This window comes from Anabaena sp. 54 (genome assembly GCF_017355725.1).
In the GTDB taxonomy this organism is placed as follows: Bacteria; Cyanobacteriota; Cyanobacteriia; order Cyanobacteriales; family Nostocaceae; genus Dolichospermum; species Dolichospermum heterosporum.
Map to the genome: position 1 here is coordinate 1 of NZ_JAAVWA010000013.1, position 24,271 is coordinate 24,271.

General features: G+C 40.1%; 20 protein-coding genes. 10 read left to right on the forward strand and 10 right to left on the reverse strand.

Annotation, left to right across the window (positions count from 1 at the left end):
• Positions 1 to 149 precede the first annotated feature (149 nt).
• The 4 genes from HEQ36_RS13605 to HEQ36_RS13620 all read right to left on the reverse strand — a co-directional run bounded on the left by HEQ36_RS13605 (position 150) and on the right by HEQ36_RS13620 (position 2,286).
• A complete protein-coding gene (locus HEQ36_RS13605) occupies positions 150 to 587 on the reverse strand; it encodes a hypothetical protein (protein WP_168635993.1) in 438 nt (145 codons plus the stop codon).
• On the reverse strand, positions 587 to 1,024 hold the full coding sequence (locus tag HEQ36_RS13610; protein ID WP_168635994.1) for a Panacea domain-containing protein: 438 nt from the start codon (positions 1,022 to 1,024) through the stop codon (positions 587 to 589). Before HEQ36_RS13610 ends, HEQ36_RS13605 begins: the two co-directional genes overlap by 1 nt.
• A gap of 568 nt (positions 1,025 to 1,592) precedes the next feature.
• Positions 1,593 to 2,021: a PIN domain-containing protein gene (locus tag HEQ36_RS13615; RefSeq protein WP_168635995.1), complete on the reverse strand. Its 429-nt coding sequence runs from the start codon at positions 2,019 to 2,021 to the stop codon at positions 1,593 to 1,595.
• Positions 2,008 to 2,286 carry a ribbon-helix-helix protein, CopG family gene (locus HEQ36_RS13620; RefSeq protein ID WP_290707908.1) on the reverse strand — a complete coding sequence of 93 codons (279 nt, stop codon included), beginning with the start codon at positions 2,284 to 2,286 and terminating at the stop codon, positions 2,008 to 2,010. Before HEQ36_RS13620 ends, HEQ36_RS13615 begins: the two co-directional genes overlap by 14 nt.
• Before the next feature lie 869 nt (positions 2,287 to 3,155).
• On the opposite strand from HEQ36_RS13620, the gene topA reads away from it, so the two are divergent.
• The 8 genes from topA (at position 3,156) to HEQ36_RS13660 (ending at position 12,874) form a co-directional block, all read left to right on the forward strand.
• Positions 3,156 to 5,801 carry a type I DNA topoisomerase gene (gene topA, locus HEQ36_RS13625; protein ID WP_168635996.1) on the forward strand — a complete coding sequence of 882 codons (2,646 nt, stop codon included), beginning with the start codon at positions 3,156 to 3,158 and terminating at the stop codon, positions 5,799 to 5,801.
• Between the two features lie 372 nt (positions 5,802 to 6,173).
• Entirely contained in the window at positions 6,174 to 6,314 is a 141-nt protein-coding gene (locus HEQ36_RS13630) for a hypothetical protein (RefSeq protein ID WP_027404689.1), read from the forward strand.
• Positions 6,289 to 6,783: a type II 3-dehydroquinate dehydratase gene (gene aroQ / locus HEQ36_RS13635; protein ID WP_053540602.1), complete on the forward strand. Its 495-nt coding sequence runs from the start codon at positions 6,289 to 6,291 to the stop codon at positions 6,781 to 6,783. The genes HEQ36_RS13630 and aroQ overlap by 26 nt, the downstream gene beginning before the upstream one ends.
• 277 nt (positions 6,784 to 7,060) lie before the next feature.
• Positions 7,061 to 7,957, forward strand: coding sequence for an ADP-ribosylglycohydrolase family protein (locus HEQ36_RS13640; RefSeq protein WP_168635997.1), 897 nt, complete (start codon positions 7,061 to 7,063; stop codon positions 7,955 to 7,957).
• Between the two features lie 166 nt (positions 7,958 to 8,123).
• Positions 8,124 to 10,727, forward strand: coding sequence for an HDIG domain-containing metalloprotein (locus HEQ36_RS13645; protein ID WP_168635998.1), 2,604 nt, complete (start codon positions 8,124 to 8,126; stop codon positions 10,725 to 10,727).
• A gap of 249 nt (positions 10,728 to 10,976) precedes the next feature.
• Positions 10,977 to 11,582 (forward strand): VWA domain-containing protein, encoded by a 606-nt coding sequence (locus tag HEQ36_RS13650; RefSeq protein ID WP_053540605.1) that lies wholly within the window; start codon positions 10,977 to 10,979, stop codon positions 11,580 to 11,582.
• A 35-nt stretch (positions 11,583 to 11,617) separates the two neighbouring features.
• Entirely contained in the window at positions 11,618 to 12,223 is a 606-nt protein-coding gene (locus tag HEQ36_RS13655) for a VWA domain-containing protein (RefSeq protein ID WP_168635999.1), read from the forward strand.
• Positions 12,224 to 12,340: 117 nt separating this feature from the next.
• Positions 12,341 to 12,874, forward strand: coding sequence for a hypothetical protein (locus HEQ36_RS13660; RefSeq protein ID WP_233455469.1), 534 nt, complete (start codon positions 12,341 to 12,343; stop codon positions 12,872 to 12,874).
• A 113-nt stretch (positions 12,875 to 12,987) separates the two neighbouring features.
• Here HEQ36_RS13660 and HEQ36_RS13665 read toward each other — a convergent pair whose 3' ends face one another.
• From HEQ36_RS13665 to HEQ36_RS13675, 3 genes are all read right to left on the reverse strand, one after another.
• The gene (locus tag HEQ36_RS13665) at positions 12,988 to 14,286 is read right to left on the reverse strand and encodes a glycoside hydrolase family 10 protein (protein WP_168636000.1); all 1,299 of its coding nucleotides are present in this window, start codon (positions 14,284 to 14,286) and stop codon (positions 12,988 to 12,990) included.
• A 561-nt stretch (positions 14,287 to 14,847) separates the two neighbouring features.
• A complete protein-coding gene (locus tag HEQ36_RS13670) occupies positions 14,848 to 17,265 on the reverse strand; it encodes an ATP-binding protein (protein WP_168636001.1) in 2,418 nt (805 codons plus the stop codon).
• A gap of 282 nt (positions 17,266 to 17,547) precedes the next feature.
• Positions 17,548 to 18,042, reverse strand: a complete 495-nt coding sequence (locus tag HEQ36_RS13675) for a bifunctional nuclease family protein (protein WP_053540609.1) — start codon at positions 18,040 to 18,042, stop codon at positions 17,548 to 17,550.
• A 400-nt stretch (positions 18,043 to 18,442) separates the two neighbouring features.
• Between HEQ36_RS13675 and HEQ36_RS13680 the strand changes: the two genes are divergently transcribed.
• Positions 18,443 to 19,102: a riboflavin synthase gene (locus HEQ36_RS13680; protein ID WP_168636002.1), complete on the forward strand. Its 660-nt coding sequence runs from the start codon at positions 18,443 to 18,445 to the stop codon at positions 19,100 to 19,102.
• Between the two features lie 396 nt (positions 19,103 to 19,498).
• On the opposite strand, the gene HEQ36_RS13685 is transcribed toward HEQ36_RS13680, so the two are convergent.
• Positions 19,499 to 21,151 (reverse strand): M23 family metallopeptidase, encoded by a 1,653-nt coding sequence (locus tag HEQ36_RS13685; protein ID WP_168636003.1) that lies wholly within the window; start codon positions 21,149 to 21,151, stop codon positions 19,499 to 19,501.
• A gap of 205 nt (positions 21,152 to 21,356) precedes the next feature.
• Positions 21,357 to 22,166 (reverse strand): biotin--[acetyl-CoA-carboxylase] ligase, encoded by an 810-nt coding sequence (locus HEQ36_RS13690; protein ID WP_168636004.1) that lies wholly within the window; start codon positions 22,164 to 22,166, stop codon positions 21,357 to 21,359.
• A gap of 338 nt (positions 22,167 to 22,504) precedes the next feature.
• Between HEQ36_RS13690 and pgeF the strand changes: the two genes are divergently transcribed.
• Positions 22,505 to 23,284: a peptidoglycan editing factor PgeF gene (gene pgeF, locus HEQ36_RS13695; RefSeq protein ID WP_168636005.1), complete on the forward strand. Its 780-nt coding sequence runs from the start codon at positions 22,505 to 22,507 to the stop codon at positions 23,282 to 23,284.
• A 55-nt stretch (positions 23,285 to 23,339) separates the two neighbouring features.
• Here the strand turns inward: pgeF and HEQ36_RS13700 are convergent, their stop codons facing one another.
• Positions 23,340 to 23,918, reverse strand: coding sequence for a Uma2 family endonuclease (locus HEQ36_RS13700; RefSeq protein WP_015081463.1), 579 nt, complete (start codon positions 23,916 to 23,918; stop codon positions 23,340 to 23,342).
• Positions 23,919 to 24,271 lie beyond the last annotated feature (353 nt).

Consider the following 24,271-nt stretch of genomic DNA (forward strand, 5'->3'; position numbering starts at 1 on the left):
AGCGGTCTTTTCTGACCCAGGTTGGGACGGTCTACCACTTCTTCTAACATACCTCTAAGATACAAGGTTGGGTTGAGATTTCCTCGCTAATAAAATCGGAGTTCTCACTTCGTCAGAGAGAGAGATTGCAGTAACTCGACAATATTGTTTCAATGCTTGTATAGCTCAAATTTTGAGTCTAACCAAATAATCCGAAAAACATCTTGAATGCGATACCCCACCATTGCGGCAACTCCTGAAAATCGTATGGCAATAAAAAAATCTACATCTGCTGTTATGTGATTAGGGATAGGAGCTTTGATACTTTTTCGATCAATTTTTTCAGCACCTAATCCATGCCGAGGTGCTGCCCAAATTTGTTGCCAAGTCATCTGACTACGTTTTCTCAGCGCTTTTGCAAAATCAGCTTGTTCCTCTCTTGTACATTGCTCTAGACCATAATCACTCTCTAAATATCTAAGGCAAAAAACAGGATGACAGTCATTATAGTTAAGAACTTTGTCTGATGAAGGCTCTGTAATCCTGCCTTTTACTTGGGGCTGGCTTATAGCAGGAGGGTTAATTCTCTTACTTTTACCTTTTGGCATTAACCCACCGATATCTGACTTTTAAAATAATCACGCATCAGGTCATGGGTAATTGTTTGATTTAGCTCTGTACTTATCCAAGGCTTTTCCTGATGGGTGATGTTAGCTAAGACAGTACCAGTGTATTTACCATAGACCCCATAAACTTCATCAATTAGCTCCCTGTCAGTTACACCAATAATTTCAGGATTAAAATCATCTAACTCTGGTAAAGGATTGCGACCATATTTCTTATAAAAATGATAAACAGGCTCTACAACGGGACCATATTGCCAAGCTTTAATTTCTTCATCAAAAATAGGCTTATCAAAAATTGCCAAATGAAACCCTTGAATGTAGTACAGTAATTTTTGTAGCTTAAGGTTTGTCATCATGCCATCTTCTTCGAGGTTGGCGTAATGAATCAAATATTGTGCTATGTCTGATACGTTATACATTGTGCAACTCCTTAAGCTGTATAAGCTCTATCACTTAATGTCAAGAAATTAATACTTGAGTAGAAGCTAGAATGATCCAAAACTTTATTATAAATTATAAAAAATTAACTTACCAGTTTGAGCATACTTTCGCATAGCCCAAGTCTTTTTACTGTGTATCGTCACACCTTAAGAGTCCACTGTCAACGTCATATAGAAATGATTAATGACTGTTGCCGTATCACATAAGTTTTTCTGCATAAAAAAGCTAAAAAATTAGTGTGATAGCGAAGTGCTGCTGCAAGCAGTTCGCTGATCTTGTAGGTTGAGTTGAGGTGACGAAGCCCAACATTGCCTTTATTCCTTACCTTAATATTTCCTCGCTAATAAATCGGAGTTCTCACTTCATCAAAGAATTGTGGTTTAATTACTCGACTGAGGAAAAACTACCGCAGAGTCAAGCGCGATCGCATCAATTATCCATCTGTTAAAGGGTTTGCGGTATTGCGATAGCGAAGCGCTCCGTAGGAATCGCTTTTCCTGTGAGTCATGATTATTAGGCGATCGCTATTACTGTGAGTCGTGATTTTTAGTTAATAGACATCAAATTCTCAAAAGGATGACGATTTTTCCAGCGGTAAGTATTAAAGTCCCGAAAATCAACAGATAGAATCCGCCCATGCCCCAAATGTTCGGCAAGAATAATTAATGAAGCGTCCGCTAAATCCATTGGCAGAGAACTATATTGATTCATCAATTCACTGATTCTTTTCCCATCTTGAACTTTGAGATCAAAAACCTCAAAAGCACCAATTTCTAAGCTATGAATAAACGTCTGTTGAGCATTTGTGCCATTTGTGCCTGTACGTTTCAAGAGAATATGACAAACTTCCGTAATCACACACCATGTTGTCACCAGAGGCTCATCAATCGTATCTAAAACTTCTTGAGCGAGAATATGATAATCATCACGGCGATTGATTAGTGCTATCCAAAAGCCAGAATCAACGATTACCATATTTTTCGTTAAGACTTTCAGTGAGATATTGCTTGTAATTAACCGACAAATCAGAGTCCCCTTCAGCACAACCAATCAGCCCTGATTCTCTAAGAAGTTGCAAAGGTTTTATAGGGGATTCTTGATGTAATTTTTCATAATAAAGATCGATCGCCACTTTCATAATGTCAGACACACCTTGATTTGTCCGCTGGCGAATGTAATTAAACTTATTAGCGCGATCGCTATCGAGCCTTGCATTAACCCTCATATTTTTGTTTGTCATAACTCTGTATGACAATACTATAGCTCAAAAAATTCAAGGTCAAGTAGTTCTCAAATAGTTTCCTCATGGGGCGATCGCTAAGTAGTGAGACAGAATTAATTACACAATGTCATTGCGTTAGCGCAGCGTGGTGTTAGCCATATGGAACGAAGTGAAATGAAGCAATTCCAAGGGTTGTGATTGCCTCCCTTCGCTCGCAATGACTGTAAATATTTTTGTCCAATTACTTATTACTGTGAGTCATGATTTCTAGGCGATACCTGCGGCGAGGGCAGCGATAGCGAAGCGCTGCTGCAAGCAGTTCGCATACTTATCGGTTACTTGAAAATACAGCAGAACGTATTCAAGTTTTACAGGGGCTTAAACAAATTGGGGCTTATATTGGCAATTCAAGAAGTTAGGCAATGGCTCGAAGAATATTATCAGGTATTAAGATGCTTATAATCAAGCTTGTAGTTGTAATTTATATAATTTTAGCAATTCTTCATGTATAAGTTAATTTTGAGACAAGCCCTATAAAAAATGGCAAATGAGGAAAATTAAGCTAATTTAAAATTATTTATTTCCCCAATCCTTAACCACTGTCAGTCTTGTACCATTAAATTCCAGGGATATTTTACAAAGTATAGTCGTCAAATATGTACTAGATAAGTTAAAGATGGAAATAACTGACAAATTGACTCTCAAAGCTTGCTTCCAGCATTCTCATGTCTAATTCACCGCAACTGAAGTTGATAAAATTCCCCCCTGTTGGGTAGTTTGTGTAAGGATACAATCACTGCTTAGGCGTGGTATTTCATCTTGACATTTCGCAAAAATTAACCCAACTTAACTATTTAGCTGCATAGCTATTATTTTTTTTAATTTCCATGTCAACTCTCGTTATTGTCGAATCTCCCACAAAAGCTCGTACCATTCGCAACTACCTACCAAAAGACTATGTGGTAGAAGCTTCAATGGGTCATGTCCGTGACCTTCCCCAATCGGCTAGTGAAATTCCCGCAGCCGTGAAAGGGGAAAAATGGGCGCAGCTTGGGGTCAATGTAGAAGCCGACTTTGAACCGATTTATGTCGTTCCCAAAGACAAAAAGAAAATTGTCACTCAGCTTAAAGAAGCCCTCAAGGGTGTAACTGAACTGATTTTAGCAACAGACGAAGACCGGGAAGGGGAAAGTATTAGTTGGCATTTATACCAATTGCTCAAGCCGAAAGTGCCAACAAAGCGCATGGTATTTCATGAAATTACCAAGGAAGCCATTCAAAAAGCTTTGAAGGACTGCCGTAATATTGATGAGCAGGTAGTTCGCGCCCAAGAAACCCGAAGAATTTTAGACCGATTAGTAGGATATACCCTATCGCCGCTACTGTGGAAAAAAATTGCCTGGGGGTTATCCGCTGGGCGAGTGCAATCTGTAGCAGTACGTCTATTAGTAATTAAAGAACGCCAGCGTCGGGCTTTCCATGAAGGCACATACTGGGATTTAAAAGCCAGTTTAGAACAAGAAAAAAGTCTATTTAGCGCAGTCCTGGTGACTCTAGGCGGCACGAAAGTTGCCACAGGCAGCGATTTTGACTCAACAACGGGCAGAGTTACCACAGGTCGCAATGTAATTTTACTTAATGAAGAGCAAGCGGAAACTCTAAAAACCCGTCTAGAAGGGAAAATCTGGACAGTGACGGATATGGAAGAACGTCCTGTCACCCGCAAACCAGCGCCACCGTTCACTACTTCCACACTGCAACAAGAATCTAACCGCAAGTTGCGCTTATCGGCACGGGATACGATGCGAGTGGCTCAAAATTTGTATGAGCAGGGGTATATTACCTATATGCGGACAGATTCGGTACATTTGTCCGACCAAGCGATTACCGCTGCCCGTGCTTGTGTAGAGCAAAAATATGGAAAACAATACCTTAGTCCCCAACCTAGACAATACACGACCAAATCTAAAGGCGCACAAGAAGCTCACGAAGCCATTCGTCCCGCTGGTAGTAGTTTCCGCACACCCCAAGACACAGGTTTAGCTGGACGCGAGTTCGCTCTTTATGATTTGATTTGGAAGCGTACAGTCGCCTCACAAATGGCTGACTCTCGCCAGACTCAAGTTACTGTGCAAATCCAAGTGGAAGATGCTGGTTTTCGTTCCTCTGGTAAGCGGATAGATTTTCCCGGCTACCTCCGCGCTTATGTGGAAGGTTCGGATGATCCTGAAGCCGCTTTAGAAGACCAAGAAGTAATTCTACCTGCTCTGAAAGTTGGTGATCATCCTCAATGTAAAGAATTGGACGCGGTAGGCCACGAAACCCAACCTCCTGCCCGTTATACTGAAGCAACTTTGGTGAAAACTTTGGAAAGTGAAGGCATTGGTCGTCCTAGTACCTACGCCAGCATTATTGGCACAATCATTGATAAAGATTATGCTCAGTTGCTGAATAATGCTCTAATTCCTACTTTCACGGCTTTTGCTGTGACTGATTTACTGGAAAAACATTTTCCAGATATTGTTGACCCTAGTTTTACTTCTAAAATGGAGCAAACCTTGGATGAAATTTCCACGGGTGAAGCTCAATGGCTACCCTACTTAAAGAAATTCTATCTTGGTGAACAAGGTTTAGAAACTTTGGTAAGGGAAAGGGAAACAGAAATTGATGCCGGCAAGGCTAGAACTGTAGAACTAGAAAATTTAGATGCTAAAGTCCGTATTGGTAAATATGGACCTTACATTGAAGTTACCAATGGTGAGGAAGTAATTACCGCTTCTATTCCTAAGAACCTGACTCCGGCTGACCTTGACCCTAAACAGGTGGAAATTCTCCTCAAACAAAAAATTGTCGGACCTGACCAAGTTGGTCGTCACCCAGAAACCGGAGAACCTATTTATATCAAGATTGGTACTTATGGACCTTATGTGCAGCTAGGCGATAAGACTGAGGAAAATCCTAAACCCAAACAAGCTTCTTTCCCCAAGGGTGTGACACCGGAAACACTCACTTTGGATATGGCTGTTGGTTTATTATCTCTTCCCCGTGCTTTGGGAACTCACCCAGAAACTGGTGGCAAAGTCCAAACTAGTTTAGGAAGATTTGGCCCCTATGTTGTCCATGACCAAGGAAAGGAGGGAAAAGATTATCGTTCTCTCAAATCTACTGATAATGTCTTGACAATTTCTTTGAATCGTGCTTTAGAATTATTGGCAGAGCCGAAAAAGGGTCGGGCTGCTGCTAAGAGTAAGTCCAAGGAAGCTTTACGGGAGTTGGGTACGCATCCAGAAGATGATTCACCAGTTAATATCTATGATGGTCCTTATGGTCCTTACATTAAACACGGGAAAACTAATGCCAGTATTCCTGAAGGTGAATCAGTGGAAAATATAACTTTGTCTACAGCTATTGAATTACTTTCAGCTAAAGCATCTACAAAATCTACACGGAAAACCACTAAATCTACTACTAAGTCAACTGCTACTACTAAATCAACAAAGACTAGAGCGAAAAAGACAGACGCGGCGAGTTAGGGAAGGGGCAGGGAGTGGGGGGAGTGGGGGAGTGGGGGGAGTAGGGGGAGTAGGGGAGAGATTTCTTCCTTCTGAACTCCTGAATGGGCGCAGGCCCTGCGCCCCTACCTCCTGATAGCGCAGCGTGGCGTTAGCGATACTCCTGAAATCGTGACTTCTGACTCCTAAATTCAAATCACTAATTACCCATTAGTAATTATGAATGTGATAATCTAATAAGTAAGGGAAAACACAAAATTAAAATTTCATAGTAGGACTTACCATACTTGTGGAAATGTGTCAACCCTGCCAAGGCTAGAAGTGCGATAATACGCCAGTTTCTGCGACCCGGTTAAATAAAATTGAGGTACTATCTCAGGAGCGGTCAGTTTAATGGATTATATAGAAAAGGTGCTGGAAAAGCTGAAAGAATTAGCGCGGAAGTTAATTGATAGTCTGCTAGGTCCAGAGGCTGAACCGGAACCGGAACTGATTCCGATTCCTGTACATGAACGTTCTATGCGCCGTCGCTAAAGTTTTTAAGGTGTGGGAGTTGAATTTGCCAGCTTTAAGTATTCTTGTGCTGCATGGACCAAACCTAAATTTGCTGGGACTTAGAGAACCGGGAATTTATGGTTCGTTGACTTTGGCAGAAATTAATCGCTTGTTAGAGTCCAAAGCAATGGAACTGCAAGCAGGTATATTTTCCATGCAGTCAAATCATGAAGGGGTTTTAGTAGATGCTATTCACGGGGCATTAGGAAAGCATCAGGGGATTGTGATTAACGCTGGGGCTTACACTCATACTAGTGTGGCTTTGCGGGATGCGATCGCTGCTGTTAATTTACCTACTGTTGAAGTACATCTGAGTAATATTTATCGTCGGGAAGATTTCCGTCATCATTCTTATATCGCACCAGTGGTAATTGGCCAAATCAGTGGCTTTGGCGCTCAAAGTTATTTGTTAGGTCTGGAAGCACTGGTGTATTATTTAAGGCAGTAATAGGCAAGAGGCAAGAGGCAAGAGGCAAGGGGCAAGGGGCAAGAGGCAAGAGGCAAGGGGCAAGGGGCAAGAGGCAAGAGGGAAGAGGCAAGAGGCAAGGGGCAAGGGGCAAGAGGCAAGAGGCAAGGGGCAAGGGGCAAGGGGCAAGAAAGAGTTATTTAAATTACCAATTACCAATTACCAATTACCAATTACCAATTACCAATTACCTATTACCTATTACCTATTACCTATTACCAATTACCCATTACCTATTACCTATTACCAGTCAAAAATTATGCGTTATTCTCTTGTAAGTCGGGTTAGGGGGACTTTTCTGGGGGCATTTTTAGGAGAGAGTTTATCTAACCCGAATGGTTTTAATTTGGGTAAGATTGCGGTTTTGGGGACGGAAAGTTTAATTAGTTTGGGTAAGTTGGATGTAGAGGACTGGTTAAAGCGTCAAGAAGCGGCAGATATTAAATTAGAAAAAAATATTAATTCTTGGGGACAAATGATTCTCGCTATATTGCCGGTGGTGATGTTTTTTCACGAAAATCCTGTGAAAATGCGAGAAAATATTTTAGCGGTGCAAAAAATATGCAAGTGGCAAGATGAGCCGATTGTCAGAGATGCTAGTTTAATCATAGGATATGCGATCGCTCAATCCCTGAATGAAAAACTTAATCCCCGCACATTAATTTCGGAAACAGTGAGTTTTTTAGATAAAACATCAACTTCCTTACCACAACAATTAATAAAAGTCAATGATTTATTAAAAAAGGGTGCAGGACTAGAAACAGCAACCAGGGAATTAAACAGTACAGAACAATTAACTAGTAATATTGGTTTAGCTTTTTACTGCTTTCTAAGTACCTTAGAAGACTTTTCTCTCACCACATTAAGAGCTAATCAAAATCACGATTTTGCCAATTACGATATTACAGGTGCAATTGCTGGAGGATTATCAGGTGCATATAATAGTACGGTTGGTATACCTGTAAGTTGGCAAATTTCCCCCTCTGTCACCAATTCCCCTGCATGGGGACTTCACAGTTTTAACCAGATGTTAAAATTAGCCGATATAATGATGGCGGTATGGGCTGGAGTATATGACGTTAGTGATCATTTTGGCGAATGTGTAGATACAGGATATACTATCTTTGCTGCTCCTCATATTATTCGTAGACGTTGAAATGATTTTTGCGAAACACTGAATTAATTGGGCAGTAAATTTGGAGACTCTCGTATTTAACCCTGAAGGGGGTCAAATACTAACCGCTCTCTTCTTAAGTTATTACACGGCTTGGGTAGTGTGCCGGAGGCATCAGCCATACTTGGGGTATTTCGCGGCAGGAAAGATGAAAACGCAGCAATTTTTGCAGTCCTTGAGTCAGCAATTAAAGCAATGGCAGCGACAGTATAAAGTGCTATTCCGTAAAGGAAAGCATCAACATAAGCTGCATAGGAATTTTTTCAAAAATCTACTTCTATATTTATCAGCAAATAGCCATCAAGGAAAACAAGGTAAACGGGGACAAACACAAACATCAACTACTAAATTGGTGAGAAAAACTGGTGGTGTTGATAAAGTTATTTTCAGATGGGTACACCAGAAACGCTCCTCAATAATTTTGGTGCTGGCAGTATTATCATTGACAAGTGTGGTGGGTCATGATTTATATAACCAACCAAGAATGAAAGTTGATAATATTGCCTGGCAAACATTTATTGCTCCCTACACGGATAATATTGAAAATCGAGAAGAGACAGAACAGAAACGCAAAGATGCTATAGATAGGTCTGTGCCAGTTTTGATGATTGATAACCAGATCAATGATAAAATTAATGATCATTTAGAAGAAATTTTAGATGCAGGTAATCAACTGCGAGGAATAGTTGGTATTTTTCCGTTTTCTAATACTTCAGTTTTATCAATTCCTACTCAACGTTATTTGAGGAATTTTCCTGAATCAGAATGGCAAAAACTGAAAGTGATTTTAGAAAATAATAGAAAACAAAATTCCAAATTTTTGTTAGTACCGCAAAATTCAATAAATGGCAAAAAGTCGTTTAATTCATCAAGTGTTCCGGTAGTATCGTTGTCTAGTTATGGAAATCATAGTGACGAAGCGTCGTTTATTCAAGCGTTGTCAGAACTGGATGCTTATCAATTTACTGCTTTAAAATCTGATTTCTCAGCACTAATTACCCAAATAGCGCAAGTTAGGCAAGGATATAATCAAGCCATAGATAAAGTATCACAACTAAAAAATGAACAGATCCAAAAAATTTATACAGAATCTGTTATTTTAGACTTAACTGATAATGATTGGTTAAAAACACAAGCTGGAATTCGTAAAATTGCCGAACGAATTCTTGCTCAAGGTATATCAGCGGGGTTACCCAAATCTATTTTGAATAATGCAGTTAGTTTACAAGTGGAATTATCTGTACCTATGGAAGCTGAATCATTAACAAAAAATATATTTTTAGCGGTATTACAACCAAATATTAAACAAGATGAAGCCCAAACTAAACAACAAGATCAACTGGTAGCTAATAAAATACCGTCTGTGATGGTACAGATTAGAAAAGGAGAGGTAATTGTTAGCAAAGGAGAACAAATTACAATTGGTAAATTTCAGATATTACAACATTATCGCATGATTGGCAGACAGGTGAATTGGCTGGGTTTAACAGTTGTAGCAATGGTTGTGACTGGAGGAATTCAGGTTTTTGTGTGGTTGGAAAGAAAAAGTCATAATTATTTACGACAACGCGATCGCTTATTAGTTCTCCTGCTGACTCTGAGTGTTCCTGGAGTATTGGCAATCAGTTTGCCCTATACTACTTGGAGTGCAATTGGTTTATTATTAGGCAGTTTTTATGGACCAACTGTAGGCATAACGGTGGTGGGGTTATTGTCGCTGATACTACCAATTACCACAGATACAAATATTCTAGTATTGTTGGCTGGGGCTGGGGGGGGGATGTTAAGTAGTTATATAGCCCATAGATTGCGATCGCGTGAAGAATTAGCATTATTAGGTGTTGTCACTGCGCTCACCCAAGGTGGTGTATTCTTATTATTAAAAATCCTCACTGGTGGGGTTTTTGGTTCGGGTTGGTATATCTTCCAAGAAGCTGGTTTATTTGCTGTATCTGGCTTGTCTTGGAGTGTGGTGGCTTTGGGTTTAAGTCCTTATCTGGAGACACTATTTGATGTAATTACTCCCATCCGCTTGGCGGAATTAGCTAACCCTAATCGCCCATTATTAAAGCGTCTGGCTACAGAAGCCCCAGGAACTTTTCAACATACTTTGTTAGTGGCTACTTTGGCTGAAGCTGCGGCTAAACAATTGGGTTGTAATGTAGAATTAGTCAGGGCGGGAACTTTGTATCATGATATTGGCAAAATGCACGATCCTTTGGGATTTATTGAAAATCAGATCGGCAGTCCCAATAAACATGAAACAGAAATTAAAGATCCTTGGAGAAGTGCTGAGTTAATTAAAAAGCACGTGACGGAAGGGTTAGTCATGGCCAAGAAACACAGTTTACCAACGGCAATTCAGGCTTTTATTCCCGAACATCAAGGCACAATGGCGATCGCCTATTTCTATCACCAAGCCCAACAAATAGCCCAAGAAAACCCACACATCATTGTAGATAAAGCCGATTTTTGTTATGATGGTCCCATCCCCCAATCACGGGAAACAGGCATCGTCATGTTAGCAGATTCTTGTGAAGCCGCATTACGCAGTCTCAAAGATGCTACTCCAGAAAAAGCATTAAATATGCTGAATAATATCCTCAAAGCCAAATGGCAAGATGAACAATTAATAGATTCGGGCTTGACAAGAGAAGAAATGCCAAAAATCGCCCAAATATTTGTGGATGTTTGGCAACAATTTCATCACAAACGGATTGCTTACCCGAAAGCAAAAGCCGGTAATTCGTAATTAATATGAAGCTGTATAGAATCAGACTTTAGAAATACTTAACCGCAGATAAACGCAGATAAACGCAGATAAGGACTGATGAATTATGTGCTGTATTCATGCTTAATGGTTAAAATAGAGATACAGCAGTTTCCAATTATATGACGTACATCATAGCCCCCTCATCGCTTGCGGGGAGGGGGTTGGGGGTGGGGTTCTTGTACCTCATAACATGGGGAAGTGCTGTAGAAAAATCACAATAGGAAGATTATGATGAGCGATCGTGACTATACCTTAATTATTGACAAAAGTGGTAGTATGTCCACACCCGACCAAGTGGGCGGGAGAACTAGATGGCAGATAGCCCAAGAATCTACCATTGCTTTAGCCAGAAAGTGCGAAGAATTTGATCCAGACGGCATTACAGTTTACGTTTTTTCCGGCAGATTTAAACGTTATGAGAACGTGACTGCTGCCAAAGTAGCCCAAATATTTCAAGAAAATGATCCAGCAGGGACAACTAACTTAGGAAGTGTACTTCAAGATGCCTTGAATAGCTACTTTCAACGCAAAGCTGCTGGTACTACCAAACCTAATGGAGAAACCATTTTAGTCATTACCGACGGTGAACCAGATGATCGCAAAGCTGTATTTGAAATTATCATCAGTGCGACTCGACAAATGGAAAAAGATGAAGAATTAGCAATTTCCATGATTCAAGTCGGTGCAGATCCTCAAGCTACCAAATTTCTTAAAGCCTTAGATGATCAATTACAAAGTGTTGGTGCTAAATTCGATATTTGTGATACCGTAACTTTAGATGATTTAGAAGACATGAGTTTGGCTGACGTTTTAATGAACGCCATCACTGATTAATTAACAAAAATTCCTCAAATCTGGAGAGTTTAGTCATGCTAGAAAACCGTGATTACACCTTAATTATTGATAAAAGCGGTAGCATGGCTACCCCAGATCAAAAAGGTGGGAGAACTAGATGGGCAACAGCACAAGAATCTACTTTGGCCTTAGCCAGTAAATGTGAACAATTTGATCCAGATGGCATTACTATTTATTTGTTTTCTGGAAAATTCAAACGTTATGAAAATGTCACATCTGCCAAAGTAACACAAATTTTCACAGAAAATGATCCTTCTGGAACAACAGATTTAGCTGGGGTTTTGAAACACGCTACCGATGATTATCTGCAACGCAAAGCCTCCGGTACAACTAAACCCAATGGAGAAACAATTTTAGTAGTTACTGACGGTGAACCAGATGATCGTAAAGCCGTCATGAAGGTAATTATTGAAGTTTCTCGACGTTTGGATAGAGATGAAGAATTAGCTATTTCTTTTATCCAAGTCGGTAATGATGCTCAAGCTACCCGCTTTTTGAAAATATTGGATGATGAACTACAAAGTGCAGGTGCTAAGTTTGATATTTGCGACACCGTTACAATGGATGATATGGAAGATATGAGTTTATCAGAAGTTTTGCTCAATGCCATTAATGACTAGCACCGTCGTGAATTAAAAATTACAAAAGTAGATCCCCCACTTTTGACATCAATTCATAATTTGTTGATAAGATAAAAAAAGAAGTTGGGGATCTTATCTCTTTTAGGAATTATAAATATGGATTCCATTGACAAGCTATTAGCTGAACTCAAAACTGAATATACAGAACCAAAAACAACACCACCACAAAATAATTTAACCCCAGTTAAATTGATTTCACCGACCATAAAATCAGATATATTCATAGATAATTTGTTATCAGAAGTCCAAGCTGATTTGGCGGAAAATAAAACTGAATATATCCAATCCAACCCGACAAAACCACAAAATAGATTATCTCCTATTCAATTTGTTCATTCACCTGATCCTAAATCAGATGTATTTGTCAACAACTTATTAGCAGATGTACAAGCTGATATTTTGGCAAAAGATGCGGCGATCGCACTGCAAAAACAAGAAGAATTAACACAGGAGAAAATTCGTCAAGAAAAACTTCAAGTTAAACAAAAAGCAGCTTTACAAAAATCTGCTGAACAATGGTTAGATCAATTAGATCCATTGTCATCAGAAGGAATATGGTTTGAAAAATTTGCTGAAGGTTATCCTAATAAATTATTAGCCGCAATTGATTATTTGCAAACTAATTCCTAAATCTCAATTTAACACTAATTTTTAATCAAAAATTCAATCTTTTGCCCTAAATATGGGGGTAGGCACGGGGCGCTACCCCTACGTAAATGATTAATTGCCCATTCGTGTATTGCTTAAAATGGTATTTGGTCAGTAACAGTGAGGTTTGTTTCTCCTGGTATTGACTCTACTTTTGTTTCCTCTGGCGTTGATTCTACTTTTATTTCCCATCCTCTTGATTCTACAGCAGTTCGGGATGCAGGATATGGAAATAAACTTTTAAATCCAGCTAACCGTTCTTTTAATGCTTCTGGTGCAGTATTCCAAAGACTTTCATAATAGAAAAAAGCTACACCCAGTCCCCGTTGTTGGGCGGCACGGACTTGAGATTGAATCTGTTGCATTGATACGGATTTAGTTCTTAACCCTGCCATAACACCGATTCCCGCAGGAATTTTTTGTTTTACTTCTTCCATTTCTGGACGGGAAAGCTTGCCAATAAAATGATCTAAATTTTCCTTATAAACTTGCACAATTAACTCATCTACTATGTCTAATCGTACCCAGTTCAACCAATCTTGGAGTTGAAATTTATAGGCATGATTATAGTAATTAGGTGAGACGGAGAAAATCATTTTCGGTTTGATCTGTTTAACTGTTTGATTCAGTCTCACCATAAATTCTGTAATTTTATTTGCCCGCCAATTTACCCATTCTGGGTTTTGAGGATCACTTGGTGGCGTTTTTTTGGTTTCTTGTTGATATAAGGCAACTGTATATTTATCGTAGCCAAATTCCGAAGGTAAACTTGTATGATCATCAAACTGAATACCATCAATATTATATTTTTGAGTAAGTTCTACTAGAAGATCACTAATAAACTGTTGAACTTGGGGATGGAATGGATTTAACCATGAAACCTCTCCGCCGGCACTAATAGATGTTTGAGTCCCATCTTTTTTGCGTGTTAACCATTCTGGTTTATTCATGGCTAATTCTGAACTGGGAGGAGTCATAAACCCAAATTCAAACCAAGGAATTACTAGTAAATTTTGCCGATGGGCCTTATCAATTAAATCGGCAAGAATATCATGTCCATCTAAGCCTTGAAATACAAATGGTTGGATTTCTAGACGTTTGGCGACTTGACTAGGATACATGACATAACCAGAGTTCCAAACTACGGGATAGATAGTGTTAAAATTGAGTTGTTGCAGTTGTGTGACTGCTTCCTGAACTTTAGTCCTATCTTTAAGAATATCAAGATCATTATTTGTCATCCATACACCACGAATTTCTTGACGTGATGTTTGGGCTGTTACAGGTGTGAAGGTGTTTCCCCATAAAACTATGAGTAAGGAAATTAAAAACAAAGGCAGAAATAACTTTTTAAGTATTTCCCGAAAACCAAATGGATAAAAATTGAATCTCATTTTAATTTGAAACTATGGCAATGATATAATGGAAGTCGGGAGTTAAAAATATTTTATTGGTTGACAGTCAGTAACCCAGCCCTAAAGGGACTGGGCTTGCAAGAGTAATCAAGCAAGCCGTACTGACCAGACCACCCTGAGTTTACTCTCGTGGTAGCCGTTATTTGAGTCACGACACCTCGGAATGCGTTGCTAGTTCCCCGCTCTGTCATTTGCAATTAAACAGTTTTAAGGTCACTGAAACAGTGTTGCAAGTCTAAAAAGCTCTTATAACTGGTCGAAGCTAACATTACCCCAGAAATGGGAGGCACATCGCGTGCAAAACATTATGCGTACAGAGTTGGGAATTTTGAATCGGTAATTGTCCCGTTGAAAGTACACCACAAAAGTACCCCGAATTTCTTAACTCTAAGGCGGTAATGAAAAAATATTCAAGGCGGTTAAAACCGCTCGTGCCGTTTCCCTCTCAGGGCTAAAGCCACTGAGTTTCCCACTTACCGGGTATTCTTATGAATTATATCTCAATCTGGTTCAGTTAAACATAAAGTTTCTGGTTTATGGCTATGAATCAGGATGCAGAAGATTGCGTCTAACCAGACTGGCGACAACTGTAGCTAATTCCACTGGTTCAATGGGTTTGGGCAAATGTAATTGAAATCCTGCTTGTATGGCTTGCATCCTGTCCTCTACCCTAGCATAAGCTGTCAATGCGGCTGCGGGAATATCTCTGCCCTTTTTAGGGGATAAAGATCGCACTTTACGAATTAATGAATAACCATTTTCCCCTGGCATCCCAATATCACTAATCAAAACATCCGGTGTCCACAGGGTAAGCATTTCCAAAGCTTCTTGGGCTGATGATACTGCTGTAACTTCCGCTTGGCATTCTTGTAGAACTGTAGCAATAAATTCACGGCTATCAACTTCGTCATCTACAACTAATACTTTTACGCCGTTTAGTATGGGTAAAGATGTGGGAGAAGCTAAAAAAATCGAGTCGGATTTTGCTGCTTTTTGCCGATACTTTTGCGCCTGTGTACTGTAACTTTCTTCCATCAGTGGCAGTTTGACTGTAAATGTTGATCCTTTGTTTTCCCCTAAACTTTCTACATGAACAGTACCACCATGCATTTCTGTTAAATGGCGCACAAGTGATAATCCTAATCCCAGTCCACTATAGGATCTAGTGCTGGAACTATCAGCTTGACGAAAACGATCAAAGACATGGGGCAGAAAATCAGCAGTAATGCCAATTCCATTGTCAATTACTTGAATTTGAGCATATTTTCTGGGTTGATCATGATCATTTGACAAATTTGCGGTGCTAATAGCCACTTTATTCAGCCTAATTTCGACGTTACCGCCTTGAGGTGTGAACTTGATGGCATTGGTTAACAAATTCCAGATTACCTGTTGCAAGCGATCGCTATCACCGGATACCATCACAGCAGAGGTTGAATCTGGCAATTCTCCATCATGGGGATCAAAGTGCAAATTAATTTCCTTTGCTTGGGCTGCAAGGGAGACAGTTTCTATAGCTGAATTAATAATAGGAACTAAATTGCAATTTCGAGGATTAAACTTTAACTTACCTCTAATGATGCGGGATATATCCAACAAATCATCAATTAACTGATTTTGGATTTTCGCATTGCGTTCAATGGTTTCTAGTCCTTGGGCTACCTGATCTTCTGTAAATTTGCGAGTTCTGAGCAAATGAGACCAACCGACTATAGCATTGAGAGGCGATCGCAATTCATGGGACAAAACCGCCAGAAACTCATCCTTCATCTGGTTAGCTTTCTGTAACTGCTCAGTTTGTGTTTGTAAAGAAGTGATCAAATTAGTGCGATCTTTTTCTGCTTGTTTCCGCTCCGTAATATCCAAAAATGCCCCGATACATCCTCTCGGTTTCCCATCTTCATCAAATAACGGAGCGACATATTCCAGCAAATTCACAATTGTGCCATCATCATGGACAACATCAACCTCAAAATCTGAAATTTCCACACCATGAGCCGCACAATATTGCATGGGTAGTTCTTTTGCAGTCAGTTCTTTACCCTCATGGAAAAGTTTAAATTTTGTCGGTCTTTCTGCTATAGGTCCAGTCAAGGACGCATTTTCACCAGACTGCATCCTCAGTGACTTGGCAAAAGCTGGATTCATTGTAATAGTTTGGCATTCTCGATTTTTCGCTATGCCAATACCAATCGGAATCATATCGAACAAAGTTTGTAACTCATTGACTCGTCGCCGTAATTTTTGGTTAAGGTTGAGAATTTTTTTCTTACTTTTCTGAAGTTCCTTGAGTGCGGCTTCCCGTTCACTTAAATCCAGGATAAAAGCTGTTGACCTCTCCCGTTTTTCCCCCTTGAGGGCAAAACCAACTAACACAGGAATACGACTACCATCTTTGCGAATATATTCCTTTTGATATGGTGTACAACCACCATCTGCACTAGAATGAGATTCAGCGATCGCTTGTTCATTTAAATATAAAAATTCCGGTGCTGTCAGATGCCGCCAATCTAAATTACCAGCGAGTAAATCTTCCCTTGTATAACCAGTAATTCTCAAAAATTCGTCGTTTGCCTGGTGGATGCCACCATAAATATCACCAGAAACAATACCAATAATGTTAGCATTGACAAAAGTTTGCAGATTCTCATCCTTAATTTTCAATGCCTCTTCAGCACGACGATTTTTACAACTGAGGCGCTCAATTACTATCGCACTTTGCCAAATTAAAATAATAAAAACTATAATTACAACAAACTCAAGAAGGGAAATAGCAAAAGCATAATTATATAACTTCGCTAATTCACCATTAAGTATTAACCAACTCACCACAAAAAGGACAATTAGTGCTGGCAATAACAAACACACAGCTATCACACCACCATAACCATAATTAGTTCTTACCCGCATTAACCACTGTCGATAACTCGCCCACAGAATCCCCATCACCACTACCATAAATTTTCAATAAGTTGACCGCAATGTTATTTTATGTTTTTAATATTACTTCGATTACTTCCTGTTGGAGAAATTTTTAATTTCACCATCAGCACAAAAACCCAAATCATGATAGAAAACAATTATGATTAAAAAATCTATCTGAGGGAATATTTTATAATTTGTGTTTGTATGATATTTAACTCCATGTTGTTAAAAAAATGTAGGTTGGGTTGACCCAAGGAAACCCAACAAAATTCTGAATCAAGTTGAGTCAAGATTCCTCCTGACTCCTAACCTTAGTTAGTCACCATTCCCAAACCGCTTGATTAGATCTTCAGGACGGAGATTAGAAATAAATTCACGGAAAGCTTCCTGTTCAGCCTCATCAGCATCACGATCTACGGGAATAGAAGCATCAGCTACTACTTCTTCCATAACCCAGATAGGAGTATTTGTACGGAGAGCTATAGCGATCGCATCACTCGGACGAGCATCAATTTCTTTTTTGACATCGCCTTGCTGAAGAATCAACGCCGCATAAAAAGTATCTTTTTGCAAGGTATGAATAATAACTTTATCCAAAGTCATATTCCATGTTTCCAGCATATTCACAATCAAATCGTGGGTTAAAGGTCGAGGCGGCTTTTGATTTTCCATTGCCCCCATAATTGCTCTGGCCTGTTCTTGACCTATATAAATAGGCAAAGCGCGACGATCTGAACCATCCTTCAAAAGTACAATTGGGCTGCGGGTGATTGCATCTAATGCTATACCAGCGACTTTCATTTCTATCATTGGTTCAGCCTCTAAAGTTCCTTAATCGCCTGGAAATTTGTAACAGATAATACACTCTTCATCAAATTAAAAATTAAGAATTAAAAATTAAAAAAAGCAGCCTAAACCAGCTTTTTAGGAATTTTTAATGGTTATTTGACTGTTACTGTGGTGTACTAACAATTAGGTATAAATAAACTAATTTCACACCATCTTAACAACTAATTTATTTATCCTTCATATTTTATCCTTCTTTAATCCTCCGATTCAAGTATGCCTGGGGATTGATGTTAATATGTTAATATTCATTTACCGGAATTGGGAAAGAAATTAAAATGGGAAAGCTTTACATTTTTTCCCAGAATTATTAGTTAATTTCCGCCAAAATTAGGGAATAAATAAAATTAGTTTTGGAAAAGCTGTGTTTACAGGATTAATTCAAGGTTTGGGAACGATAAAACCCGTAATGGGAGATTTGTGGCAGATTAGTTATCTAAATCAGTCAAAGATGATCATTCAGGACTTAGCCTATGGTGATAGTGTAGCGGTAGATGGCGTGTGTCTAACAGTTGAAGAAATCTTAAAAGATGGGTTTATTGCCACCGCTTCGCCGGAAACCCTCCGCCGCACTACATTGGGTAAAGAAGAAACGCAACAAAGATCCGTCAACTTAGAAACGTCCCTGCGGGTAGGTGGTAAAGTCGGCGGTCATTTTGTCATGGGTCATGTAGATGGAATTGGTCAGTTAATCACATCTGAACAAACAGCTAGTTCTTGGGAAATGACCTTTATTGCCCCAGAAGCGATCGCTCGTTATATAGTTCCTAAAGGTAGCATTGCTATCAATGGTATCAGCCTCACCATCGCTGCATACAAATCAGAATCATCTCAATTTACAGTCGCCGTCATTCCCCTGACCTACAGCGAAACCAATCTCAGTCATTTAGTAGCAGGGAGTTGGGTAAATTTAGAAGGAGACATCCTGGGTAAATACGTAGAAAAATTCCTAACCCCTGGAAATAATCACCATCAACAAGAGGAAATTACAACCGCATTCCTAGCAGAAAACGGATATTTGTAGAAGTCAGGAAGTAGGGGCGCAGGGCCTGCGCCCATTCAGGAGTTCAGGAGTATGGCTAACGCCACGCTGCGCTATCAGGAGTTCAGGAGTATGGCTAACGCCACGCTGCGCTATCAGGAGTTCGAGTTCAGGAGTTCGAGTTCAGGAGTTCAGGAGTATGGCTAACGCCACGCTGCGCTATCAGGAGTTCAGGAGAAAGAAGGAAGAAATTTCTCCCCAACTCCCCCTACTCCCCCTACTCCCCCTACTCCCCTACTCCCCTACTCCCCCTACTCCCCCTACTCCCCCAACTCCCCCAACTCCCCCAACTCCCCCAACTCCCCCAACTCCCCCTACTCCCCTACTCCCCCTACTCCCCCTACTCCCCTACTCCCCCACTCCCCCACTCCCGCCTAATTACCGAGCCTGGGCTGTTTTCACCCCTGCTGTAGCTTCTGCCAATTGGCTGAGACCACCTTGTAATTGCACGCCTGGGTCAACAGCCACCCATCCATTTTGGGTGAGGTGACGGACTTCAAAGTGTAAGTGGGGTCCTGTAGAATTGCCAGTGCTACCAACTCGACCAATCACAGTTCCTGGTTCTACCCATTGTCCAGGTTGAACAAAGATTTCTGACATATGCCCGTAGAGACTTTGTTGAGCAGAACCGTGATTAATTACTACAGCTAAACCATAACCACCTAACCAGTTAGCTGATTCTACTTGACCCTTAGCCGCGGCTAAAATTGGTGTTCCTGTGGGCGCACCTAAATCTGTCCCAGCGTGAAAACGGCGATCGCCCGTGATAGGATGAACACGCCAGCCAAATAGAGATGTAATTGGTGCAGCCACCGACAGCGGGAAAACTATTCCCGAACCGCCACCAGCACCACGATAAGCCAGTGTATTAGTATAAGGAACTGCCGGCAAAACTGATGCCAAAGAGAAGTCATAAGACACCATACTAGGACGAGGAGCAACATTACCCTCTATCATTGGCGCAGGTAAACTACCTACCTGGGGAGCAATAGGGGTAGAACTAACCTTGGTCGTGCTAAATTCCCTAGGACTAGGAATAAAGTTATTAGCATGATAGGCAGCCTTTGTATGACTGCTGGTATTACTTCTGGAAATCCGCCAATTATTTTGATTTTGAGGCTGACTGATTTTGCTAACACTACTAGCCACAGCCTCAGTCACATTCTCACTTTGATTACTGTTGGCAGTTATAGTTTTCCAGCCTACTTGTTTCTGCCTAGAGGCAGTCACTACTTTCGCCACTTCACTTTTCTTCAGCCAAGTCGGTGATGATTCTTGAGACTTAGCCACAGCAGGAGTTTGTGTAGATTTAGCGCAAGTGGTAGACACCGTCGCCCCACAACCGCTAGAACGTTCTGTTACTACTACAGAACTAGGCGGTGCATAGTTACTTTCACCTACATTTTTATACTCATTCGTGTCAATATAAGCGTTGTTGTAATCCTTGGATTTATTCTCTGTATCCTTAGCAGTGTCTTGAGAATTATTAGCTTGTTGAGGGAGTTCTGGCAGTTTTTTAATTACAGAATCAACTTCACTCACACTAGCAGTAGGTTGAGTATTTTCTCCCTTAGATTTAGAAATTCTCACACTAGCAGTAGGTTGAGTATCTTCTCCCTTAGATTTAGAAATTCTCACACTAGCAGTAGGTTGAGTATCTTCTCCCTTGGGTTTAGAAATTCTCACACTAGCAGTAGGTTGAGTATCTTCTCCCTTGGCAACACCTTTGCTATTTAGCCTCTTTTTTAGATTAACTCGGCGGACAGAAAAATCTGGTTGTGGCTTCGCTATTTCAGAAACACCAGCTTCTTTCTGAACTGGATTTGTGACTGCTGTTGGTTGAGAATTCTCAATAGTAGGAACAATATTGTCTATTGAGGAAGTGTCAGACTGAGCAGTTACAAACCCGCCACTAAGAAGACTGAAGCTACTTAATAAACAGATACCTTGTGCTGGCAATCTAGAAGCAAAGCGTTTACTTGTACCGCCGTAGTAAAAGTTTTTATGGGCAGATTTATGGTGCTGCGTCATTTTTTCTCTTTTGTTGTGTGTAATAAAGGTTAAATAATCAATATTCGTCATTCGTCAGTGGTCAGTGGTCAAGAAGAAGTTACAAACGAACAACAGACAAGATCCAATCCTCATACCTTGCCCGAATTAGGATGTCCAAGATTAAAGGATTTACAGGATTAAAACAGAAAATTACTCACCAATGACCAATGACCCATTACTAGCCTTAATAAGTTTGACGATAACCCAAGCTAATTGTACCCGGTTGGACAGAAATTTCTGGTGTTAAAGCTGCTTTTGCATCATCAGTTGTCATTTTTAAACGCAGATTACCTTCTTGAGTCACGCCAACTACTTTACCTAAAAAATTATTGACATAAACCTGATCACCCATATTTGTAAGTAAATCAAGGTAGTGAGACAAAAGTATGTTTATTCCTTCTGTCTGTAGACACTCTATACCGGACTTAATTCCTATTAAAACCTGTGAGGTGAGGATTTCTAGGTGATCAACTATCTGACAATTCTGGGAATTTTGCCATAATTGCAGATTAATTCCAGTTTCTGGAACTTGATTTGCCCAATTAATCCCCACACCAATGATAGCTTGAGTGATTTGTCCTTGATTGACTTTGGTTTCAGTTAAAATGCCGCCTAACTTGCGACCATCTAATACTAAATCATTTGGCCATTTTATGCCCACAGGTATACCACATTTTCTTAATTGTGCTGTAATTCCCCAAGCACTAGCCAAGGTAAGTTGATAACTGCTGGTAGCTGGCAAATTAGGAGCTATTGCCATTGAAAGATATAAACCACCCTTATGAGACTGCCATTCCCGACCCCATTGCCCTCTGCCGGCGGTTTGCTGGGTGGCAATAACTACAGAGCCGGGTTTTTCTCCTTGGTCAATTAGTTGCCACAGGGTTTGATTTGTGGAGGATAAAGTGTTAAAAATATGTAGAGAGAATGGTAAATCTTGATGCTTATATTCTGCTTTTAAGCTATCTATCAAAAGTTGCTGATTAAATTCCACCACAGTTCACCATTGTTTTAAGAGACTTCCAAATAAAAAAATATCCTGTCGTTATGAAGGCAGGGAGTAGGCAGTAGGGAGTAGGGAGTAGGGGGAGTAGGGGAGTAGGGGAGTAGGGGGAGTAGGGGAAGTAGGGGAGAAATTTCATTCTCCTGAACTCCTGATAGCGCAGCGTGGCGTTAGCCATACTCCTGAACTCCTGATAGCGCAGCGTGGCGTTAGCCATACTCCTGAACTCCTGAATGGGCGCAGGCCCTGCGCCCCTACCTCCTGAACTCCTGACTTCTGCTGTAGCATTGATTGAAGGTTATTAATTGTCTATTGAGGTTTGGTTAAAGATGCACACTTGGCAATGGCACAATTGGGAAGGTCTACCTTACTTAACTTGTAATCTTCTAGAACCCTGGTCTCATGGTTTCTTTACCCAACAGTTTTGGCCACGCTTACCTCATGAGCTAACTCCGGTTCTACAACCCGATGCTTTAGCTTATCGCTTGAAACAGGTACATGGCAATACTGTTTTAACTCCCCAGGAAGTTGATGATCATGTCAATGCCAGTGATGATGATTTGGCGTTGGCAGATGGTTTAATTAGTCATAAACCTTTACAAGCTGTGTGGGTGGCTTCTGCTGATTGTACACCTGTGTTGATTGGCGATGTCAAAACTGGACAGGTGGCGGCTTTACACGCTGGTTGGCGGGGTACAGCGGCGAAAATTGTGCCTGAAGCTATTGCAAGAATGCGATCGCATGGTAGTAATTTAATAGACTTGCGAGTAGCAATGGGTCCAGCTATTGCTGGGGAAGTTTACCAAGTCTCTGTGGAAGTGGCTGCGGAAATTGGCAGTACCGTTGTACCAGATGGTCAACCAGAAAGAGTTATTTCTGCTTTGCACAATTTACCTAATTCACCTTTGCTGAGAGATCCAGAACCGGGAAAGGTGCGTTTAGACGTGCGCCAGGTAAATGCTTTACAATTGGAACAATTAGGATTTAGTGTAGAACAAGTAGCGATCGCTCCCTATTGTACTTTCCAAACTCCAGAACATTTCTTTTCTTATCGTCGAGAACGGGAGAAAAAGGTACAATGGTCAGGAATTGTGAGTACAGGTAAATAATAGCATTATATTACCATGACTTACCAAGATGATCCGGTTGTTGAATTTCAACAACCTATCCCCAAATGATTTCCATATTTAAAATAAATTCTGGCAAAATATCTTCACCTAATAATTCTTGGGGAAATTCTAATATCTCTACTGGTTTACCAAGACGATAAATTTCCACTTGGCGCATTTTTCGATTAATTAACCAACCTAATTTAACTCCATTATTGATATATTCCTGCATTTTTGCTCGCGTTTCCTGCAAACTATCACTAGGTGACATTAATTCTAAAACAAAATCTGGGGCAATTGGGGAAAACTTTTCTTGTTCTGCTGGTGTGAGTGTATCCCATCTTTCTTTTTTAATCCAAGCAACATCAGGAGAACGATTTGCACCATTGGGAAGTTTAAAACAGGTGGAAGAGTCGAAACAAACCCCTAGTTTATATTTACGATTCCAAAACACAAAATCTGCGGCAATTTCCACATTACGTTTTCCTGTTCCTCCTCCTGTTGGTGACATAATCAATATTTCTCCTTTGGCATTGCGTTCAAATTTGACTTCAGGATTTTCTCGACAGAGTTGATAAAATTGCTGATCACTTAATTGGATAATAGGGTTTAAGTTGACGGTGATAGCTGTCATAATAACCTCGTGAGGATGAGATCAACTTTAGTTAAATTATAAAATGATATCTGGGAAATTAAATTTTAATCTCTAAGCTTAATTAAAAGAATGCAGAATTTAGAATTTAGAATTTAGAATTACGTTTTGTAACGGGGATTTTACCCCGACGCAAAACCCGCTGCTTGTAGAAGCAGGGGACTTTAACCCCCAAAGGTAAGTTAAAAATTACTACACCGACAATAAACTTATACATGAAGTAAAGTTATAATTAAATTCATATCAATAAAAATTTAAGCTTATAAGCGAATATATTGGTTTGTGCTAAACTATCAGATGATTATAAGCGATATTTCAAGTCTGTATTCAAAATG

Bases quoted from the DNA above. Each gene is read 5' to 3' on its own strand.
- HEQ36_RS13605 (WP_168635993.1), bottom strand. From the start codon at position 587: ATGCCAAAAGGTAAAAGTAAGAGAATTAACCCTCCTGCTATAAGCCAG.
- HEQ36_RS13610 (WP_168635994.1), bottom strand. From the start codon at position 1,024: ATGTATAACGTATCAGACATAGCACAATATTTGATTCATTACGCCAAC.
- HEQ36_RS13615 (WP_168635995.1), bottom strand. From the start codon at position 2,021: ATGGTAATCGTTGATTCTGGCTTTTGGATAGCACTAATCAATCGCCGT.
- HEQ36_RS13620 (WP_290707908.1), bottom strand. From the start codon at position 2,286: ATGACAAACAAAAATATGAGGGTTAATGCAAGGCTCGATAGCGATCGC.
- topA (WP_168635996.1), top strand. From the start codon at position 3,156: ATGTCAACTCTCGTTATTGTCGAATCTCCCACAAAAGCTCGTACCATT.
- HEQ36_RS13630 (WP_027404689.1), top strand. From the start codon at position 6,174: ATGGATTATATAGAAAAGGTGCTGGAAAAGCTGAAAGAATTAGCGCGG.
- aroQ (WP_053540602.1), top strand. From the start codon at position 6,289: ATGAACGTTCTATGCGCCGTCGCTAAAGTTTTTAAGGTGTGGGAGTTG.
- HEQ36_RS13640 (WP_168635997.1), top strand. From the start codon at position 7,061: ATGCGTTATTCTCTTGTAAGTCGGGTTAGGGGGACTTTTCTGGGGGCA.
- HEQ36_RS13645 (WP_168635998.1), top strand. From the start codon at position 8,124: ATGAAAACGCAGCAATTTTTGCAGTCCTTGAGTCAGCAATTAAAGCAA.
- HEQ36_RS13650 (WP_053540605.1), top strand. From the start codon at position 10,977: ATGATGAGCGATCGTGACTATACCTTAATTATTGACAAAAGTGGTAGT.
- HEQ36_RS13655 (WP_168635999.1), top strand. From the start codon at position 11,618: ATGCTAGAAAACCGTGATTACACCTTAATTATTGATAAAAGCGGTAGC.
- HEQ36_RS13660 (WP_233455469.1), top strand. From the start codon at position 12,341: ATGGATTCCATTGACAAGCTATTAGCTGAACTCAAAACTGAATATACA.
- HEQ36_RS13665 (WP_168636000.1), bottom strand. From the start codon at position 14,286: ATGAGATTCAATTTTTATCCATTTGGTTTTCGGGAAATACTTAAAAAG.
- HEQ36_RS13670 (WP_168636001.1), bottom strand. From the start codon at position 17,265: ATGGTAGTGGTGATGGGGATTCTGTGGGCGAGTTATCGACAGTGGTTA.
- HEQ36_RS13675 (WP_053540609.1), bottom strand. From the start codon at position 18,042: ATGATAGAAATGAAAGTCGCTGGTATAGCATTAGATGCAATCACCCGC.
- HEQ36_RS13685 (WP_168636003.1), bottom strand. From the start codon at position 21,151: ATGACGCAGCACCATAAATCTGCCCATAAAAACTTTTACTACGGCGGT.
- pgeF (WP_168636005.1), top strand. From the start codon at position 22,505: ATGCACACTTGGCAATGGCACAATTGGGAAGGTCTACCTTACTTAACT.
- HEQ36_RS13700 (WP_015081463.1), bottom strand. From the start codon at position 23,918: ATGACAGCTATCACCGTCAACTTAAACCCTATTATCCAATTAAGTGAT.